Source organism: Pseudomonas sp. TH21 (genome assembly GCF_016651025.1).
Classification (GTDB): domain Bacteria; phylum Pseudomonadota; class Gammaproteobacteria; order Pseudomonadales; family Pseudomonadaceae; genus Aquipseudomonas; species Aquipseudomonas aylmerensis.
Genome location: NZ_JAEKEQ010000001.1, coordinates 1,040,969 through 1,058,217 on the forward strand (window position 1 = coordinate 1,040,969; position 17,249 = coordinate 1,058,217).

Below are 17,249 nucleotides of genomic sequence, written 5' to 3' on the forward strand. Positions count from 1 at the left end.
GGGTTTTTGATGGGGCTGCTGCGCAGCCCAACGCGGGGCAAGCCCGCTCACCACAAAGAGCCCCATTGCCACAACAAGCCCGCTCACCACAGTCATTGATACAGCCACAGTCACTGCCAGAACTCACCACCAACGGATCCGGCAGCGTCAATGCACCACTGTATTCGGCGGCAAGTGTCCCAGGCGCTCCGTCAGGCGCAGGCGCTGGATCGGATCTTCACTGAGCAGCAGTGCGTGTTCCAGGTCAAAGCGCTCGGCGTTCGGGCAGTCCAGGCGCTGATACAGGCTGGCACGGGCGAGGTAGTCGGCGGCACTCGCATTGCCCAGTTCCAGCACGCGCTCGGCGTCGATCAGGGCGGACAACGGGTTGTCATTGGAAAGGTGCAGCTGGCGCAGGTTACGCGACAGGCGCTGCAGGATCGAGCGCGGTCCGGCGGTGTGCAGATGGTCGGCCTGCAACTTGAGGTTGGGGCCGTATTGGCGTTGCAACAGTTCGCGGCAATCATTGGGGTACAGGCGCCGACCGCCGCAAGGGTCCAGCAGGTGATCGGCGCCGGGCACCCGCAGCAGGAAGTGGCCCGGAAAGTTGACGCCGACCATGGGGATGTCCAGGCGTCGCGCCAGCTCCATCGCAATCAACCCCATGGCCAGCGGCTGTCCGCGCTTGCGCTGCAGGACCTTGTCCAGCAGGGCGGCGGCGGGGCGCAGGGGGGTGAAGTCATCCTGGGCGAATCCGAGGTCATTCATTCGCCGCAGCAGTGGTTGACCCAGTTCATCGGCCGGCAACATTGGCATGCCCAGGCTCACCTGTTGTTGCAGCAACCCCAGCTCCTGCAGGATCACCAACGGCTGCACCGCCGGGTCATGCTCGGCAGCAATCCACAGCGCGGCTTCAAACAGCGCAGGGGGTGAACGTTCCAGGCAGGCGAAAAAGGCTTTGCGGGGGTTCATTGCATTCTCCGGCGGATGCCCTCCCGTTTTAGCCTTGCTGGGAATTTTCGTCCAGTGGCTTAGAAAATATCCTCCGTGCTTATGTCACAAGCCCCGTAAAACCGGGCGGCTTATTCCAGCGTACTTCGGCAGTTTTCTGCCGCAAGCCTATACTTGGCGACTACAAAGAGTGATTCGGGAGCTCGACGATGTTTGCTCTCATGCACAGCACCCGCCTTGAATCGCTGCACCTGAGCATCGACCCGGTGACGGGGTTGAAGGCGGTCATCGCCATTCACAACAGCCGCCTGGGCCCTGCCCTGGGCGGCTGTCGCTACCTTGCCTACCCCGACGACGAAAGCGCCGTGGCCGATGCCGCGCGCCTGGCCCAGGGCATGAGTTACAAGGCTGCTCTGGCCGGGCTGGCGGTGGGCGGCGGGACGGCGGTAATCATCCGTCCCGTGCACGTGGAAAGCCGCGCCGCCTTGTTTGAAGCCTTTGGCCGTTGCATCGAAAAACTCGACGGCCGCTTCATCACCTCGATCGACAGTGGCACATCAGTGGCCGACATGGATTGCATCGCCCAACACACGCGCTTCGTCACCAGCACCACGGCGGCAGGCGACCCGGCTCCGCATGCCGCCATGGGTGTATTCACCGGCATCCGCACCACCGCCATGGCCCGCCTGGGCAGCGACAACCTCGAAGGCCTGCGCGTAGCGGTGCAGGGCCTGGGCAATGTGGGTTATGCCCTGGCCGAACAGCTGCACGCCGCCGGCGCCGAACTGCTGGTCAGCGACATCGACCATGGCAAGGTGCAACTGGCCATGGAGCAATTGGGTGCGCACCCCATCGCCAATGACGCCTTGCTCAGCACGCCCTGCGACATCCTTGCGCCGTGCGGTGTGGGGGCGGTGTTCAATCGGCACAGCGTTGGCCAACTGCGCTGCGCCGCCGTTGCCGGTTCCGCCAGTGCGCAACTCACCAACCTGCAAGTGGCCGACCAGCTGGAAGGGCGCGGCATCCTCTACGCTCCGGACTACGTGATCAACTCCGGTGGCTTGATCTACGTCGCTCTCAAGCACGGCGGCGCCGAGTTGCCGACCATCACCGCGCACCTGTCCAACATCGGCACGCGCCTTACCGAAATCTTCGCCCACGCCCAGGCCGAAAAACGCTCGCCTGCACGGGTCGCGGATGAGCTGGCCGAGCGCCTGCTGTACAAATAGGCCGGGTATTAAAAAGGCCCTGAATCCATGATTCAGGGCCTGTTCAATTCGGGCTTTATTCCGCCGGCGCGTTGAGCAATTCGGACAGCGCGTCCGGTTGGCTCTTGAACGCCTTGGCAAATACATCGCGGTTCTTCGCCATGTAGATCCCGGCTTCTTCAACCTGCTGCTCGCTCAGCGACGGCACGGCTTTTTGCAACACTTCTGCCAGCAACTCAGCGAGTTCAAGCATCTTGTCATGACGGTCAGCTTCGGCTTTATCCATGAACAAACGCTCCAGATCTCGGCTGCTGCGGTATACCACTTCGACGGCCATTCACCACCTCACATGCCTTCACGATAGTTGTCTTTTGCGACTACTGTATTTATATACAGCGAAAAGGGTAAGCCAAACCACGGGGTTTGGGTAGCAGTTTTTTAATCTAGCCCGTAAATACAGGTTGAGCGTGCCTCATGTCACCCCGCCATCATCTTATACCTGCCTCTGGCCTTTTTTCTGCATGCAGAACAACCGTCACGTCCAACCCGCATTATCCGGTCGAGTCGACCTAAGGAAGCATCATCGTGAATATCAACTGGGCCGAAAAGCTGCGCCAGAACGTCCATGGGCTGGCTGAGTCCCTGGGCAATCTGTTTGTCGAGTCGTTCCACTACCTGGCGCTGTTCGCCATTGGTGCAGTGACCGCCTGGGCAGCGGTGATGGAGTTTCTGGGGATGCTGGAAACCGGGCACATCAAGATCGATGACATCTTGCTGTTGTTCATCTACCTGGAATTGGGGGCGATGGTCGGGATCTACTTCAAGACCAACCACATGCCGGTGCGCTTCCTGATCTACGTGGCGATTACCGCGCTGACGCGCCTGCTGATCTCCAACGTGTCGCACCACAACCCGCCCGATATCGGCATCATCTACCTGTGCGGTGGGATTCTGCTGTTGGCGTTCGCGATTCTGGTGGTGCGCTATGCCTCGTCGGCCTTCCCGTCGGTGAAGGTCGAAGGCCCGCGTCGCAAGGGCGAGACGAGCCTGGAAACCGAGAAGGGCGAGCTTTAAAGCCCGACGCTGAAGGGCAGGGCGCGGGTCGGTGGCCGCTGCAACAGTTTGTGGCTGTCGCCGTCGGTCATCACCGCCAGGATTTCCATGGCGCTGTGGCCCTGCTCGATGGCAATTCCGAATTGGATGCTTTGCACCAGGCGTTTGAGGCGTTGCGGGTCGTTGCGCTGTTCGGCGCTGATCATGCGCTTGGCGACGACGCCGGTGTCATCCGAAAGGGTGAGCATGATGCTGCCATCCAGCCGCTGGATGCTCAGGTTCACGCGGTATTGGGGGGTGAAAGTGTCGGTGATGATCTGAAAAGGATTGTCCATGGTGCGTTACCGCCTGATAAGAACATGCAGTCATTGACGACCGGTGTCTGGATTAGTTCGCATTGCCTGACCGCCGGCCACTCCGTCGCTGAGGGTGTACAAATTCCGTTTGCCTCATGAGCTGTACAGCAAGGGGCGTGCCGTACAGTGACTTCCCAGCCCATGGGGCCTGGATGTGGGAGCGGGCTTGCCCGCGAATGCGCTCTTTCAGCTAATAAATACTCAGCTGAAGGAGTGCATTCACGAGCAAGCCCGCTCCCACATTTATCTTGGGTTGATCTTCAGGTCTGTGGGCTATTTCAGGGCAGTACCGAGAAAACGATCGCAGACAGCGCAATCAACCCGATCACCACCACAAACACGTTCGACAGTTGGCCCGAGTACTGGCGCAGGGATGGCACGCGGCGGATCGCGTACATCGGCATCAGGAACAGCAGGCACGCGATGATCGGCCCGCCCAGCGTCTCGATCATGCCGAGGATGCTCGGGTTGAACGTCGCCACGGCCCAGCAGGTCAGCACCATGAACAGCGCGGTGCAGCGCTCCAGTCCTTTGGACGACATCGAACGGTTGCGCCCGCGCAGGGATTTGACGATCAACCCCTGGAAGCCTTCGCTGGCGCCGATGTAGTGACCCAGGAAGGATTTGGTAATCGCTACCAGCGCGATCAACGGCGCGGCATAGGCAATGACCGGCGTCTGGAAGTGGTTGGCCAGGTACGACAGGATCGAGATGTTCTGGGCCTTGGCCGCCGCCAGGTCAGTCGGCGACAGCGCCAGCACGCAACTGAAGCAGAAGAACATCACGGTCAGCACCATCATGCCGTGGGCTGTGGCCAGGATGCCGCTGCTCTTGCGCTCGGCCTGCGCGCCGTACACGCGTTTCTGGTCGACGGCAAAGGCGGAGATGATCGGCGAATGGTTGAACGAAAACACCATCACCGGGATTGCCAGCCACAGGGTCTTGAAGAACATCGGCAGCGGCATGCCGTCGCCGGCGGAGGCGAAGAATGCACCGTTCCAGTTGGGGATCAGGCTCACCGCCAGCAACAGCAGGGCGGCGACGAACGGGTAGACCAGCACGCTCATGGCCTTGACGATCACACCCTGGCCGCAGCGCACGATGGCCATCAGGCCGAGGATCAGCACCAGCGACAGGATCGCCCGGGGCGGCGGCGCCATGTGCAGTTGATGTTCCATGAAGCTGCCGAGGGTGTTGGTCAGCGCCACGCTGTACACCAGCAGGATCGGGAAGATCGCGAAGAAATACAGCAGGGTGATCAGCTTGCCCGCACCCACGCCGAAATGCTCTTCGACGACTTCGGTGATGTCACCGGATTTGCCCGACAGCACAAAGCGCGTCAGCCCACGGTGGGCGAAGAAGGTCATCGGGAAGGCCAGCAGTGCCAGCACGATCAGCGGCCAGAACCCGCCGACGCCGGCATTGATCGGCAGGAACAGGGTGCCCGCGCCGATGGCGGTGCCGTAGAGGCCAAGCATCCAGGTGGTGTCGTGTTTGTTCCAGCCTTTTGCAACGGGGGTCGTCAGGTCTACAGCGGGATTTTCGGCAGCAGGTGTACGTACATCGGTCATCGTTATTGCCTCGTTATTATTTTTGCGCGGGCTCACGTTGGGGCGGTCAGGGAATGCTCCTCAGCACTCCACCCAGTTCACGGCCAGGCCGCCCCGTGAAGTTTCTTTGTATTTGTCATGCATATCGGCACCGGTATCGCGCATGGTGCGGATCACCCGGTCGAGGGAAATGAAGTGTTTGCCGTCACCGCGCAGGGCCATCTGCGTGGCATTGATCGCCTTGACTGCCGCGATGGCGTTGCGCTCGATGCACGGCACCTGCACCAGGCCACCGACCGGGTCGCAGGTCAGGCCGAGGTTGTGCTCCAGGCCAATTTCGGCGGCGTTTTCCAGTTGCTCGGGCGTGGCGCCCAGCACATCGGCCAAGCCGGCGGCGGCCATGGCACAGGCCGAGCCGACCTCGCCCTGGCAGCCGACTTCGGCGCCGGAGATCGAGGCGTTTTTCTTGCAGAGGATGCCGACGGCGGCCGCGGCCAGGAAGAAATTGACTACGTCGTCGTCAGACGCCTCGGGGTTGAACTTCATGTAGTAATGCAGCACGGCCGGGATGATGCCGGCCGCGCCATTGGTCGGCGCGGTAACCATGCGCCCGCCGGCGGCGTTTTCTTCGTTGACGGCGAGGGCGAACAGGTTGACCCATTCCATCGCCGACAAGGTCGAAGTGATCACATTCGGTTTACCGATTTCCAGCAGGCTGCGGTGCAATTTCGCAGCGCGGCGCGGCACGTCCAAGCCGCCGGGCAAGATGCCTTCATCGCGCAGACCCTGCTCGACGCATTCGCGCATCACCGACCAGATATGCAGCAGTCCGCTGCGGATCTCCTCGTCACTGCGCCACGCGCGCTCGTTGGCCATCATCAGTTCCGAAACCCGCAGCCCGTGCTGGTTGCACAGGGCCAGCAGTTCGACAGCGCTGGAAAAGTCGTAGGGCAATTCCACGTCACTGGTCGGCGCAATGCCCGAAGCCGCTTCAGCGGCTTCGATGATGAAACCGCCGCCCACCGAGTAATAGGTTTGCTCGCTCAGCAAGCCATTGTCGCCGTAGGCATGCAGGGACATGGCGTTGGGGTGGTAGGGCAGGCTTTCGTCGAGCAGCAACAGGTCGCCGTGCCAGTTGAAGTCGATGTCCTGCTGGCCGGCGAGCAGCAGCCGGCCGCTCTCGCGCAGTTGCTGGATACGGGCGTTGATGGAGGTGGGGTCGATCTGGTCTGGCCATTCGCCCATCAGCCCCATCACGCAGGCGCGGTCGGTGGCGTGGCCCACGCCGGTCGCCGACAGCGAGCCGTACAAGCGCACTTCGACGCGACGGGTTTCGCTGAGTAGCTGTTGGTCGATGAGGGCCTGGGCAAACGTCGCCGCAGCGCGCATCGGGCCGACGGTATGGGAACTGGACGGGCCGATGCCCACCTTGAATAGATCGAAAACACTGATAGCCATGCTAAAGCCTTACAAGCAATGGAGTAGGAATCGCTGCCATGTTTTGTAGGACGAGCGCAATTGGCGCGATACTGAGCCTCTGGAACGGCACTGACCAACGAATTATCCTAAGACACCCTTTAGCAGGACTAAACCCTATGACCCGGCCCCTTCATGGCCAGACGTATGTCTGGTTGCACGTTTTTTCCTGCGCGGCGCGGCATTTGTCGTTCACCCGTTGCGCCGAGGAACTGCACATCACGCCGGGGGCGGTGAGCCAGCAGATTCGCCAGCTGGAAGAGCGCCTGGGTTTCCGCCTGTTCCATCGGCGCGCGCGGGGCGTGGAGTTGAGCGCAGAAGGTCAACGGCTGGCGACCACGGTGGGGGAGGCCTACGGCAGCATTGATGCCGAGTTGCAGCGCTTGGATGCGGGGATGATCAGTGGCACCTTGCGCCTGCGTTCGATCCCGTCGTTTCTGGGCAAATGGCTGACGCCGCGCTTGCCCCGCCTGCAGCAGCGGTTCCCGGATATCCAGCTGCGCATGGTCGCCGAAGACAGCAGCATTGCGCTGCACGAGGGCGACTTCGACCTGGCGATCGACCTGAACGACGGCAGCTACCCCGGCCTGTTATCCACAGCCTTGCTGGATGAACAGATTTTCCCGGTGTGCGCGCCCAGCCTGCTGCGCGGCCGTCCGCCGTTGCATGGGCCGGCTGACCTGGTGCATTTCCCATTGCTGCACGACATTACCGCGTGGCGTGGGAGTTATGAGTACGCCGAGTGGGAGTTTTACCTGAATGCCATCGGCTATCACCACGCCGACGTACGGCGCGGGCACACGTTCAACCGCAATCACCTGACCATCGAGGCCGCCATCGCCGGCATGGGCGTGGCCATCGCGCGGCGCACCTTGCTCAACGATGAGTTGGAGCGCGGCACCTTGATCGTGCCGTTCGGCCTGGCCGTGCCCAACCATAAACGCTACGTGCTGCTGTATGCACCGGGCGCGCTGAGCCATCCGGGCGTGCGGGCAGTGCATGACTGGCTGGTGGAGGAAGCAGGGATTTTTCGCAGCTTGCACCCGTTGGGAGAGGGGCAATTATGAGGATTGTCGGGCGTAAGAAGATGTAACTAACTCCCCACCCTACCAGCGTTTTTGCTCGTAGTCAGAGTTAATTTGTAATGTGTGATTTATCTTTGCAAAGGGGTTGAATTGTTCTGCTGACTGCTCAATTGTGTAATCAAGAGGTCATGGTTTCACCACACCGGTGTTGCAGTTGTGACCTCTCGCGAGCTAGCTGAAATAAGGGAAGAACTATGCAAATCCAAGTCAATAGCGATAACCATATTGAAAGCAGCATCCGACTGGAGGAGTGGGTACGTAATACCATTGAAAGCACGCTCGAACGTTATGAAGAAGACCTGACCCGTGTCGAGGTCTACCTGCGGGATGAGAACGGCGACAAGCCCGGTCCCCACGATCTGAGTTGCCGCCTGGAAGCGCGGCCAAAAGGCCATCAACCGCTGTCGGTGCTGCACAAGGCCGATACCTTGGAGCAGGCGATCGACGGCGCTGCGACCAAGCTGGACCATGCGTTGGAACATTTATTCGGCAAACTGCAAGGCAAGCCCCGCGCTGCCGGGAAAAGTCTGTCGGACACCAAAGTGAATGAAGATGAGCTTGAACAGGAGTTTCTGGAAAAAGAACGTGCCGTGTTTAACAGCTGATCGCTGAAGGTTTTTACCCTCCGACTGAAACGGGCCTGCACATGCAGGCCCGTTTTCGTTTAGCGGCCGCGTCGGAAGAAATACCCACTCAGCAGCGCCAGGACACCAGCCCCCAAGCCGGCAAAAAGCATCGCCCATCCCGCCCCTTGGCGCAGCCCCGCCTGTGCCTGGGAGATTGCCAGCCCAGGCACTTCCAGTTTGCCTGCCGCAATCTCCTGGCTGAGGGCCGGCCACTGGGATGCCGTGGTGGCGGGCAATACTTCGGCCAGGTAATGGCTGATCCCCAACAACAGCACCAGTCCCATCAACGCGATGTTGAGTGCCAGGGTAATCAGGCGTGCACTCAGGTCGATGCCCGATGCCATGCCCGCGCGATCAGCCGAGACCGCGCCAGTGGTGGTGTTGGTGGTCGGTGAGTTGGTCAACGCCAGGCCCACGCCGGCGATCACACAACTGGCCAGCATCCAGGAGAGGCTCGGATGCCCGGTTCCATTCGCGGTGGCCATGGCCAGGAAGCCTGCACCCATCAGGCCCAACCCCAGCGGGATAATGCGCTCGGCACCGTAGCGCAGCGCCAGGCGCTCGGCGAGCGGCGGTACCAGCAAGGTGGGCAAGGTGTAGGCGAGCAGGGCGCCGCCGGTGGTCAAGGTGTCGTAGCCGAGGCCGGCCTGGAAGTAGAGCGGCAGGTAGATCATGAACGGCCAGAAGCTGAAGTTCATGCCGATGGAGCCCATCAGCGCGCCGTTGAAACGCTGGATTCGAAACACCGAGAAATCGAACATCGGCTGCGCACTGCGGCGCTCGACCACGATGAACAGTAGTAACCCGCCGATCGCCAACCCGGCCCAGCCGAGCATGGGCGCCGTGCCGAAGCCTTGCTCGGTGCCCTGGGTAATGAAGTACACCAGCGCGAAGACCGACAGCGTCAACGTGAGCATGCCGGCGATGTCCAGGCGATGGGCCGCCGGATCGCGAGATTCCTGCACGCTGATGTGCAGCAGCGCCAGGGTGAACACCGTCAGCGGCACATGCACGAGGAAGACCCAGCGCCAATCCGCGATCGCCAGGATCAACGCGCCCACCATCGGCCCGAAACCCAGGCCGATGCCGGCAATCACGCCCCATATCGCAAACGCCCGCGCCCGTGCCGCCGGCTCGCGGAACAGGTGCGAAAGAATCGCGAACTGGCAGATCATCATCGCCCCGGCGCCCACGCCTTGTACGAAACGTGCCGCGATCAGTGTCGGCGCATGATCGGCCAATCCACAGGCCAGCGATGCCAGGCCGAACACCCATAGACATAGTACCAGCATGCGCCGCCGCCCGAAGCGGTCGGCCAGCGTGCCCGCCGCCATCAGTACACTGGTGCAGGCCAGGGTGTAGGCATTCATGATCCATTGAGCATCCTGAAAGCCGGTGCCCAGCTCTCGTTCAAGCGTCGGGAGGATGACGGGCACACTGGAAATCTCCAGGCCGAACATGAGGGCGACGAGGCACACGGCGGTGAGGGCCAGGCCGTTCCTGGCGGTAAGCGCAGGCGTGGCGGCGGATAACGTAGCGGCGGGTGGCATGGGATTCTCCTGTCGATGGCAATCGGGTCATTTTCAGGGGAATCTGTTTCTTTATTCGTGATAAGTTTTCTTCTTATCAGGGAATCAAGAGCGACAATCGAATCATGGCCCCTCCGCGTTTTGATGGCGTCGAGCTGTTTCTACAGATCGTCGAAAGCGGCAACCTGACCGAAGCCGCCGAGCGGCTTAACCTCACGCGCTCTGCGGTCGGCAAAGGGCTGGCGCGATTGGAGGCGCGCCTGGGCACCTGTTTGTTGCAGCGTTCCACGCGCCGCCAGCGATTGACCGAGGACGGCCAGGCCTATTACGAGCATTGCCTGCGCGCGCTGGCGGAGCTGGAGGCCGCCGAGTCGGTGCTGGAGAGCGGTCGGCAGCAGCCACGCGGACGCCTGCGCGCGAGCCTGCCGCTGGCGTTCGGGCACCACTATGCCGCGCCTGCGCTGTGGCGGTTGATGGACCGGTTTGCTGAGCTGGAGATCGAGATTTCGTTCTCGGATCGGCTGATCGATGTGGCCCAGGAGGGTTTTGACCTGGCGGTGCGTATTGGCCCGCTGCCCGACACTGATCGCTTGAGTGCTCGCCGCCTGGGCGAACAGGCCATCGGCCTGGCGGCGTCATCTGCGTATTTGCAGCGCAGCGGCCGGATCGAGTGCATCGAGGATTTGGCGGGGCATCGCGGTATTGCCTACCGCTGCAGTGCTCCACGCTTGGAATGGGAGTTGAAGGATGCGCAAGGGCGCGCGCACCGTGCGCGGGTGGCCTCGCCGTTGATGATGGACGACCTCCAGGCCGTGGCCGATGCCGCGATCGCGGGCGTGGGCCTGGCCTGGTTGCCGAGTTGGTTGATTGCCCACTACGTTTTGCGTGGGCAACTGGAGGCGGTTTTGCCGAGCTATCGCGACCAGCCTGCGCCGATCCATGTGATTTGGCCGACGGCGGCGCATATGCCGGCCAAGACGCGTTGTGCCATTGATGCCTTGGTTGCTGCGACGCCTAGTTGTTTGGCGGGGAGTTAGGTGTCAGGGCTTTTTGGGGTTGCTTCGCAACCCAACGCGGGGCAAGCCCGCTCGCCACAGGAGGCACGCTCGCCACAGGAAGCGTGCTTGCCACATTAAGCCTGCTCTCCACATTAAGCCTGCTTGCCACGGGAAGCCCGCGTGGGCTTTGTTCTCTGACGGCATTCAGAACGCGATAGACGTCTGCACGTATACCGTACGCGGCTCGCCGACATACTTGCCCTTGTTGTTGTCGTCGAACGAACGGGTGAAATACTGGGTGTTGAAGATGTTTTTCACCCCGACGGCCACGTTCAAGTCCGATAGTTGCGGGCCGAAGTCATACGCCGCGCGGCTGCTGAACAGCATGTAGCCGGGGATGCGACCGGTGGCACCGTTGGCGCTTTCGGCCTCGGTGTTGGCGTTGTCGGCGAACTGGCTGCTCTGGAAGCTGCTGTCCAGGTTGAGCTTCCAGCGGCCTTCGGTGTAGCCCACGCCGAGGGTGCCTTTGTGCTTGGACGAGAAGGGCACGCGGTTGCCTTTGTTCGGGCCGTCTTCGCGGATGGTGGCGTCGACATAGGCATAGGTGGCGTACACATCAAACCCCGCCAGCGCCGGGCTCAGGCCGTCGAGTGCGTAGTTGACGCTGGTCTCGATGCCCTGGTGGCGGGTTTCGCCACGGGCGATCACCGAGTCATCGGTCTGGTTGCTTTCATACTGGTTGTCGAAGTTGATCAGGAACGCGCCGATCTCTGCACGCAAGGTGCCGTCGTCGTAGCGGGTACCGAGTTCCCAGGTGCGGGCCTTTTCCGGTTGCACTTCGCCCTTGGGCACGCGCTTGGCCATCTGGCTGTATTGCACGCTGCCGAACGAACCTTCGGTGTTGGCGTAGAGGTTCCAGCTGTCGGTGAGGTGATAGAGCACGTTCAACGCCGGCAGTGCGGTGTTGTAGTCACCTTTGTAGTTCAGGTTGTTGATGTGGTCGGTCTGCTCGGACTTGATCATTTCGTAGCGCACGCCCGGGGTGATGGTCCACTTGCCGATATCAATCCGGTCATCGAGGAACAGTGCGTTGGCCTCGGTGCTGCCGCGGGTGTCGCGGTCGTTGCGGCTGTCGGTGGTGGGGATCTGCTGGTTGGCGGCGATCGGTGTGCGGTAGCGCAATTCGTGGCCGGCTTCGTTGATGTAGCGGTAGCCGATGCCCACTTCGTGGCTGGTCGGGCCGAGGTCGAAGCCTTGGGCGAAGCGCGTTTCGAGGCCGCGCACCCAGTATTCGCGTGGCGACAGCGAGAGGAAGTTGCCCTGGTCCAGGTAGCCGTTGCGCAAGGTGGTGGTGAAGAAAGTGTTGGCGGTGAATTCGCGGCGATCTTCCTGGTAGCGGTAGCCGGCGTTGAACATGGTGCGCCGGCCCCAGAACTTGTCGTAGGGACGGGTGGATTGGTAGGGGTCGGCCTTGTAGTCCTTGACGTTCAACCCCCCAGGCATATCGGCCTGGCCTTCGTAGTATTGCGCCATGGCGTTGAAGCTGTTGGCGTCGTCGATCTGGTATTTGCCTTTGAGAATCAGGTCATCAATGCGCGTGTTGCTGTTCTCGCGCCAGTCGCCGCCACGGGTCCCGGAGTAGAGGATCGCGCCGCCGAGGCCGTTGTCGGCAGTGCCGCCGGCGAGCAAATTGCCGGTGGTCTTGAACCCGTCGTGGCTGGAGGACGGGCTGGTTTCAGTCTGCAGGCCGCCTTTGACGGTTGGCGCATCGGGAATCGCGCGGGTCACGAAGTTGACCACGCCGCCGACGTTCTGCGGGCCATAGCGCACGGCGCCGCCGCCGCGCACCACGTCCACCGCGTCCATGTTGCCCATGCTGATCGGTGCAAACGACAGTTGCGGCTGGCCATACGGCGCGAATGGCACCGGGATGCCGTCCATCAGCACGGTCGAACGCGAGGCCAGGCGCGGGTTGAGGCCACGAATGCCGAAGTTCAGCGCCATGTCATGGCTGCCGGTGCCGTTGTTTTCCGGAGCATTGACGCCGGGAATACGGTTGAGCACATCACGGGCCTGGGTCGCGCCCTGGCGTTCGAATTCTTCGCGCCGGATCACGTCGCGGGCGCCGGGGTGTTCGAATACGTTGGTCTGCGCCGCATCGCCGAGCCAGTCGCCCACCACGCTGGAGGTGCCCAGTTCAATGCTGGCCGGGGCGTTGGCCGGTTGCAGGCTGTAGGCATTGTCGCCTTCGGCACGCGCTTGCAGGCCGGTGCCTTCGAGGAGTTTCTGCAGGCCATCAGCGGCGCCGTAATTGCCCGACAACCCACGACTCTGCATGCCCGCCGTGACTTCGGAACCGAAGGAAATCAGCACGCCGGCTTCGCGACCAAACTGGTTCAGTGCCGCTTCCAGCGACGCTGGGGCGATGTGGTAGGGCTTGGCGTCAGCGGCCATTACCGGTGGCAGCACGGTCAGGCCGAGGCTGGCGCCGAGCAGGAGTTGGCGCAGGGTGCGGGCGAGAAGGGTGGGTTGCTGGGGCATGAAGAGCGGTCCTGAGAAGGAAGGATCAAGGTGGCTTTCCTTCTCTGTCACGCGAGGTGTGGAAAACGGCTCACTGGGATTGAAAATAATTTCAGGCGCGTGCCTGCACGGTCACCCAATAGCGGGTAAAGCGCCGCACTTTCACCGGCAGGCTGACTTCGAGCAGGTCGAGAATGCGCTCGCTGTCGTCCAGCGGGTAGCTGCCGGAAATCAGCAAATTGGCGACTTGCGGGTCACAGTTGACCTGGCCACGGCGGTAGCGGCCCAGTTCGGCGAGGAAGTCCTCCAGGCGCATGTGCGCGGCCATCAGCATGCCATCGGCCCAGGCACCGCTGTTGGCGTCGGTGGCGCGCGGGGTGTCCCAACCCTTGCGGGTAAAGTTGACCTGGCGCGCGGCCTCGACCGTCAGCGGCAGGCCGCTGTAGTGATTGGGCATCACCTCGACGCGCCCGCTGAAGACCGCCACTTGGGTGTGGTCGTTGAACTGGCGCACATTCAGGCGCGCTGCCTGGCTGCTGAGCAGGCCCTGGCCGGTCAGCACGTGCAGCGGCGTCGCGCCGGCGATGCCCGTCAGCAGGATCTCGCCTTCGAGCAGGCGGATCAGCCGTTGCTGGCCATCGAAATGTACATCCACCGCGCTGCCGGTATTGAGCTGCAACTGACTGCCATCGGCCAATTGCACCTTGCGCCGCTGGCCGACGGGGCTGCGGTAATCGGCCGTCAGCGGTGGCAGGATATGTTGCTGGCGCAGACTCCAGGCCGCCGCCGAGCCGGCCCCCAGGATCAACAGCAACTTCAGTGCCTGGCGCCGGCTGGTGGACGTCGGCGCGTTCAACGCCGCGTGCGCCAGTGGCGAGGGCATGCCGCGCAAGCGCTGGTTGACGCGCTGGATATGGTCCCACGCGCGCTGGTGTTCGCTGTGGGCATTCAGCCAATGCTGCCAGGCCGCCTGCTGGCGCGGGTTGAGTGCGCCTTGCTGCATTTCCATCAGCCAGTGCACGGCTTGTTCGGCAACCTGGGTCGAGAAGTTCATAGGGCGAAGTAGCAGCGCATCGCTGCTTTATTCAGATGGCGCTTGACGGTGGCGATGGAGATGCCCAGCTCCGCGCCAATTTGTGCGTAGGTGAGGCCGTCGAGCTGGGCCAGCAGGAATGCACGCTTGACCTGCACGGGCAGGCCGTCGAGCAATTGGTCCAGTTCAATCAGGGTCTGCAGGATGATCGCGCGTTCTTCTTCCGACGGCGCCACGTGCTCAGGCATTTGCGCCAAAGCATCGAGGTAGGCGCGCTCGAGGTCCTGGCGGCGGTAGAAATTGAACAGCACGCGCTTGGCGACGGTGGTGAGGAATGCGCGCGGTTCGATCAGCGTGGGGGCTTCCCGGGCGGTCAGCACGCGGATGAACGTGTCTTGTGCCAGGTCGGCGGCGCTTTCCGGGCAGCCGAGCTTGCGTCGCAACCAGCCGGTCAGCCAGTGGTGATGGTCGTGGTACAACACTTCGACGGTGTGGGACGGGCTCAACGAAGACACTCCACAAGCACCCATGCACGTTAGAGAACAAGAATTGTTCGCATTGTAGGGCGCAAGAACGGCTTCGGCAATCGGCCTGGGCAGGTGATTCATCCGTTCTGTTTTGCTTATGAGAATATTTATCATTAATATTGCGCGCTGATGAACCTGGCGCCTCCCGCATGAAAAGCAAAACCTCGCTGCCTGTCTCTTATCGTCTTGCCGTGACCTCCCGCGTGCTGGCTGCCGTCGTCGGCGGCTACCTGATGGCTTCGCTCGCCAGTATCTGCCTGGCGCTTTGGATGCCCACCAGCCGCGCCGATGCGGTGATCACCGGGATGATGAGTTCATTTGTGTTCTATCTGCTGGCGGTGCTCTGGTGTTTCGCCTGTCGCAGTGCCGCGCGCGCCTGGTTCGGCGTGATGTTGCCGAGTGCGGCGTTTGCCACCCTGGCGGGTGTGGGGTTCTGGATGACACGCACATGAAAGAGGGATTTCGCCAGGCCATGGCCTGGCTGCACACCTGGGCCGGCTTGATCTTTGGCTGGTTGCTGTTCGCGATTTTCCTGACCGGCACCCTGTCGTATTTCAAGGATGAGATCAGCCACTGGATGCAGCCTGAAGTGCAGGCCCATCCGCTGGACGATGCGCGCAGCCTGAGCGTCGCGCAAACCTACCTGCAGCAGGTGGCGCCGTCCGCCGCGCGCTGGTTCATCACCTTGCCCGACAGCCGTGACCCCGGCCTGTCGGTGATGTGGAAAGACAAGGTCGACCCCGGCAAGCGTGGCAACTTCATCCAGAAAACCCTCGACCCGGTCAGCGGCCAGGCAGTGCAGGCCCGCGAAAGCATGGGCGGCGAGTTCTTCTATCGTTTCCATTTCCAGCTGCAGATGCCTCATCCCTGGGGACGCTGGCTGTCGACGATTGCCGCGATGGTGATGTTTGTCGCGTTGATCACCGGCATCATCACCCACAAGAAAATCTTCAAGGACTTCTTCACCTTCCGCCCCCGCAAAGGCCAGCGGTCCTGGCTCGACGGGCACAATGCGGTCGGGGTGCTGGTGCTGCCGTTCCACTTGATGATCACCTACAGCAGCCTGGTGATTTTCATGAGCCTGGTCATGCCGGCGCCGATCCTGGCCTCCTATGGCAATGACACCCGTGCCTTTTTCAATGAGGTGTTCCCGGCCTCCAACAATGCGCCCGCGCTGGGCCAGCCGGCCGAACTGCTGCCGCTGGTGCCGATGTACGAGCAAGCGCGGGCGCAGTGGGCGGGCGGTCATGTCGGGCGGTTGGCGGTGAATAACCCCGGTGATGTCAACGCGTCGGTGAATGTATTCCGCGCCGGCTCCGACCGCGTGGTCCATGATTTCGGCAGCACCGTGTCGTTCAACGGCAGCACCGGCGAACTGCTGCGGGTGAGCGGCGAGCAGTCGCTGCCGGCGGTGATCGGCGGCAGTTTCTACGGCCTGCACATGGGCCATTTCGCCGGCCCGGTGCTGCGCTGGTTGTACTTCATCTGCGGCCTGGCGGGCACGGCGATGATCGGCACGGGGCTGGTGATCTGGCTGGGCAAGCGCCAGCTCAAGCATGCAAAGGCCTCGGTCATGCCGTTTGAATTGCGCCTGGTCGAAGTGCTGAACATGGCCAGCATGTCCGGGCTGATGATCGCGATCGCGGCATTTTTCTGGGCCAATCGCCTGTTGCCGGTGAGCTTCGCCGAACGCTCCGACTGGGAAGTACAAACCTTCTTCATCGCCTGGGGATTGAGTCTGTTGCACGCGATCCTGCGTCGCGGCCGCCAGGGTTGGGTCGAGCAGTTGAGTGTTGGCGCGCTGCTGTTTGTTGCCATCCCTGTGCTCAACGCACTGACCACGTCCAGCCACCTGGGTGTGTCCCTGGTCACCGGCGACTGGGCCATGGCCGGTTTCGACCTGACTTGCCTGGCCAGCGGCGCGTTCCTGAGCTGGGCTGCCTGGAAGATGCAACACCGCACCGCGCCCGTGGCCAAGGCCGAACGTGCGCGCCCGATGACCCTCAAGCGCGAGGCGAACTGATGCTGCTCGCCCTGTTGATGTGCTACGCCGGTTTCACTGCCTTGTGCCTGTCCACCGACCGTCATCATGGCGAATTGCTCCACAGCAAGCCTTCGGCGCGTCGGCGTATGGGGCTGCGGGTGATCGGCTGGTTGCTGTTGAGTGTGTCGATCTGGCCGGCCGTGAGCATCGCCGGTTGGGGCCAGGGCCTGGTGGAGTGGTGCGCCGTGTTGATGCTCAGCGCACTGCTGCTGGTGCTGTTGTTGCCGTATCGGCCAAGGCTGGCCTTGATCCTGGCGGGCGTCGGACTGCTGGCCAGCCCCGTCGCGGCCTTCGCCACCCTCTGAGCCCCAGCC

General features: G+C 62.3%; 17 protein-coding genes. 8 read left to right on the plus strand and 9 right to left on the minus strand.

The features are described from left to right. Positions 1 to 147: 147 nt before the first annotated feature. A complete protein-coding gene (locus JFU04_RS04575) occupies positions 148 to 951 on the minus strand; it encodes a SirB1 family protein (protein WP_106805080.1) in 804 nt (267 codons plus the stop codon). Positions 952 to 1,139: 188 nt separating this feature from the next. On the opposite strand from JFU04_RS04575, the gene JFU04_RS04580 reads away from it, so the two are divergent. After that, complete coding sequence (locus JFU04_RS04580) at positions 1,140 to 2,159, plus strand: Glu/Leu/Phe/Val dehydrogenase family protein (protein WP_065906967.1); 1,020 nt, start codon at positions 1,140 to 1,142, stop codon at positions 2,157 to 2,159. A gap of 55 nt (positions 2,160 to 2,214) precedes the next feature. Here the strand turns inward: JFU04_RS04580 and JFU04_RS04585 are convergent, their stop codons facing one another. Continuing rightward, a complete protein-coding gene (locus tag JFU04_RS04585; protein ID WP_012722374.1) occupies positions 2,215 to 2,475 on the minus strand; it encodes a YebG family protein in 261 nt (86 codons plus the stop codon). Positions 2,476 to 2,723: 248 nt separating this feature from the next. On the opposite strand from JFU04_RS04585, the gene JFU04_RS04590 reads away from it, so the two are divergent. Continuing rightward, positions 2,724 to 3,212, plus strand: a complete 489-nt coding sequence (locus JFU04_RS04590; RefSeq protein WP_201143581.1) for a phosphate-starvation-inducible PsiE family protein — start codon at positions 2,724 to 2,726, stop codon at positions 3,210 to 3,212. Here the strand turns inward: JFU04_RS04590 and JFU04_RS04595 are convergent. From JFU04_RS04595 to JFU04_RS04605, 3 genes are all read right to left on the minus strand, one after another. Next, entirely contained in the window at positions 3,209 to 3,526 is a 318-nt protein-coding gene (locus tag JFU04_RS04595) for a DUF3509 domain-containing protein (protein ID WP_065906965.1), read from the minus strand. The genes JFU04_RS04590 and JFU04_RS04595 overlap by 4 nt on opposite strands. 299 nt (positions 3,527 to 3,825) lie before the next feature. After that, positions 3,826 to 5,118, minus strand: a complete 1,293-nt coding sequence (locus JFU04_RS04600; RefSeq protein WP_201143582.1) for a serine/threonine transporter — start codon at positions 5,116 to 5,118, stop codon at positions 3,826 to 3,828. A 60-nt stretch (positions 5,119 to 5,178) separates the two neighbouring features. Further along, on the minus strand, positions 5,179 to 6,555 hold the full coding sequence (locus JFU04_RS04605; protein WP_201143583.1) for an L-serine ammonia-lyase: 1,377 nt from the start codon (positions 6,553 to 6,555) through the stop codon (positions 5,179 to 5,181). Between the two features lie 137 nt (positions 6,556 to 6,692). Between JFU04_RS04605 and JFU04_RS04610 the strand changes: the two genes are divergently transcribed. Both JFU04_RS04610 and JFU04_RS04615 read left to right on the plus strand, forming a co-directional pair. Beyond that, on the plus strand, positions 6,693 to 7,640 hold the full coding sequence (locus JFU04_RS04610; RefSeq protein WP_065906960.1) for a LysR substrate-binding domain-containing protein: 948 nt from the start codon (positions 6,693 to 6,695) through the stop codon (positions 7,638 to 7,640). Between the two features lie 212 nt (positions 7,641 to 7,852). Then, positions 7,853 to 8,263: an HPF/RaiA family ribosome-associated protein gene (locus tag JFU04_RS04615; protein WP_065906958.1), complete on the plus strand. Its 411-nt coding sequence runs from the start codon at positions 7,853 to 7,855 to the stop codon at positions 8,261 to 8,263. A gap of 59 nt (positions 8,264 to 8,322) precedes the next feature. Here JFU04_RS04615 and JFU04_RS04620 read toward each other — a convergent pair whose 3' ends face one another. Next, the gene (locus JFU04_RS04620) at positions 8,323 to 9,834 is read right to left on the minus strand and encodes an MFS transporter (RefSeq protein ID WP_065906957.1); all 1,512 of its coding nucleotides are present in this window, start codon (positions 9,832 to 9,834) and stop codon (positions 8,323 to 8,325) included. A 104-nt stretch (positions 9,835 to 9,938) separates the two neighbouring features. On the opposite strand from JFU04_RS04620, the gene JFU04_RS04625 reads away from it, so the two are divergent. After that, positions 9,939 to 10,850, plus strand: coding sequence for a LysR family transcriptional regulator (locus JFU04_RS04625; protein WP_201143584.1), 912 nt, complete (start codon positions 9,939 to 9,941; stop codon positions 10,848 to 10,850). 165 nt (positions 10,851 to 11,015) lie between these two features. On the opposite strand, the gene fecA is transcribed toward JFU04_RS04625, so the two are convergent. From fecA to JFU04_RS04640, 3 genes are all read right to left on the minus strand, one after another. After that, positions 11,016 to 13,352, minus strand: a complete 2,337-nt coding sequence (gene fecA, locus JFU04_RS04630) for a TonB-dependent Fe(3+) dicitrate receptor FecA (protein ID WP_201143585.1) — start codon at positions 13,350 to 13,352, stop codon at positions 11,016 to 11,018. A 91-nt stretch (positions 13,353 to 13,443) separates the two neighbouring features. Continuing rightward, positions 13,444 to 14,385: a FecR domain-containing protein gene (locus tag JFU04_RS04635; RefSeq protein WP_201143586.1), complete on the minus strand. Its 942-nt coding sequence runs from the start codon at positions 14,383 to 14,385 to the stop codon at positions 13,444 to 13,446. Continuing rightward, positions 14,382 to 14,870 carry a sigma-70 family RNA polymerase sigma factor gene (locus tag JFU04_RS04640; protein WP_120447691.1) on the minus strand — a complete coding sequence of 163 codons (489 nt, stop codon included), beginning with the start codon at positions 14,868 to 14,870 and terminating at the stop codon, positions 14,382 to 14,384. Before JFU04_RS04640 ends, JFU04_RS04635 begins: the two co-directional genes overlap by 4 nt. Positions 14,871 to 15,040: 170 nt before the next feature. Here JFU04_RS04640 and JFU04_RS04645 point away from each other — a divergent pair, with 170 nt between their 5' ends. Genes JFU04_RS04645 through JFU04_RS04655 form a run of 3 tightly spaced genes read left to right on the plus strand, consistent with a single transcriptional unit; the run spans position 15,041 to position 17,240 of the window. Further along, on the plus strand, positions 15,041 to 15,343 hold the full coding sequence (locus tag JFU04_RS04645) for a DUF3649 domain-containing protein (RefSeq protein ID WP_065906949.1): 303 nt from the start codon (positions 15,041 to 15,043) through the stop codon (positions 15,341 to 15,343). Continuing rightward, positions 15,340 to 16,914, plus strand: coding sequence for a PepSY-associated TM helix domain-containing protein (locus tag JFU04_RS04650; RefSeq protein ID WP_201143587.1), 1,575 nt, complete (start codon positions 15,340 to 15,342; stop codon positions 16,912 to 16,914). The genes JFU04_RS04645 and JFU04_RS04650 overlap by 4 nt, the downstream gene beginning before the upstream one ends. Further along, on the plus strand, positions 16,914 to 17,240 hold the full coding sequence (locus JFU04_RS04655) for a DUF3325 domain-containing protein (RefSeq protein WP_065906947.1): 327 nt from the start codon (positions 16,914 to 16,916) through the stop codon (positions 17,238 to 17,240). The genes JFU04_RS04650 and JFU04_RS04655 overlap by 1 nt, the downstream gene beginning before the upstream one ends. Positions 17,241 to 17,249 lie beyond the last annotated feature (9 nt).

Coding starts and splice junctions, on each gene's coding strand:
- JFU04_RS04575 (WP_106805080.1), bottom strand. CDS start 951: ATGAACCCCCGCAAAGCCTTTTTCGCCTGCCTGGAACGTTCACCCCCT.
- JFU04_RS04580 (WP_065906967.1), top strand. CDS start 1,140: ATGTTTGCTCTCATGCACAGCACCCGCCTTGAATCGCTGCACCTGAGC.
- JFU04_RS04585 (WP_012722374.1), bottom strand. CDS start 2,475: ATGGCCGTCGAAGTGGTATACCGCAGCAGCCGAGATCTGGAGCGTTTG.
- JFU04_RS04595 (WP_065906965.1), bottom strand. CDS start 3,526: ATGGACAATCCTTTTCAGATCATCACCGACACTTTCACCCCCCAATAC.
- JFU04_RS04600 (WP_201143582.1), bottom strand. CDS start 5,118: ATGACCGATGTACGTACACCTGCTGCCGAAAATCCCGCTGTAGACCTG.
- JFU04_RS04605 (WP_201143583.1), bottom strand. CDS start 6,555: ATGGCTATCAGTGTTTTCGATCTATTCAAGGTGGGCATCGGCCCGTCC.
- JFU04_RS04610 (WP_065906960.1), top strand. CDS start 6,693: ATGACCCGGCCCCTTCATGGCCAGACGTATGTCTGGTTGCACGTTTTT.
- JFU04_RS04615 (WP_065906958.1), top strand. CDS start 7,853: ATGCAAATCCAAGTCAATAGCGATAACCATATTGAAAGCAGCATCCGA.
- JFU04_RS04620 (WP_065906957.1), bottom strand. CDS start 9,834: ATGCCACCCGCCGCTACGTTATCCGCCGCCACGCCTGCGCTTACCGCC.
- JFU04_RS04625 (WP_201143584.1), top strand. CDS start 9,939: ATGGCCCCTCCGCGTTTTGATGGCGTCGAGCTGTTTCTACAGATCGTC.
- fecA (WP_201143585.1), bottom strand. CDS start 13,352: ATGCCCCAGCAACCCACCCTTCTCGCCCGCACCCTGCGCCAACTCCTG.
- JFU04_RS04635 (WP_201143586.1), bottom strand. CDS start 14,385: ATGAACTTCTCGACCCAGGTTGCCGAACAAGCCGTGCACTGGCTGATG.
- JFU04_RS04645 (WP_065906949.1), top strand. CDS start 15,041: ATGAAAAGCAAAACCTCGCTGCCTGTCTCTTATCGTCTTGCCGTGACC.
- JFU04_RS04650 (WP_201143587.1), top strand. CDS start 15,340: ATGAAAGAGGGATTTCGCCAGGCCATGGCCTGGCTGCACACCTGGGCC.
- JFU04_RS04655 (WP_065906947.1), top strand. CDS start 16,914: ATGCTGCTCGCCCTGTTGATGTGCTACGCCGGTTTCACTGCCTTGTGC.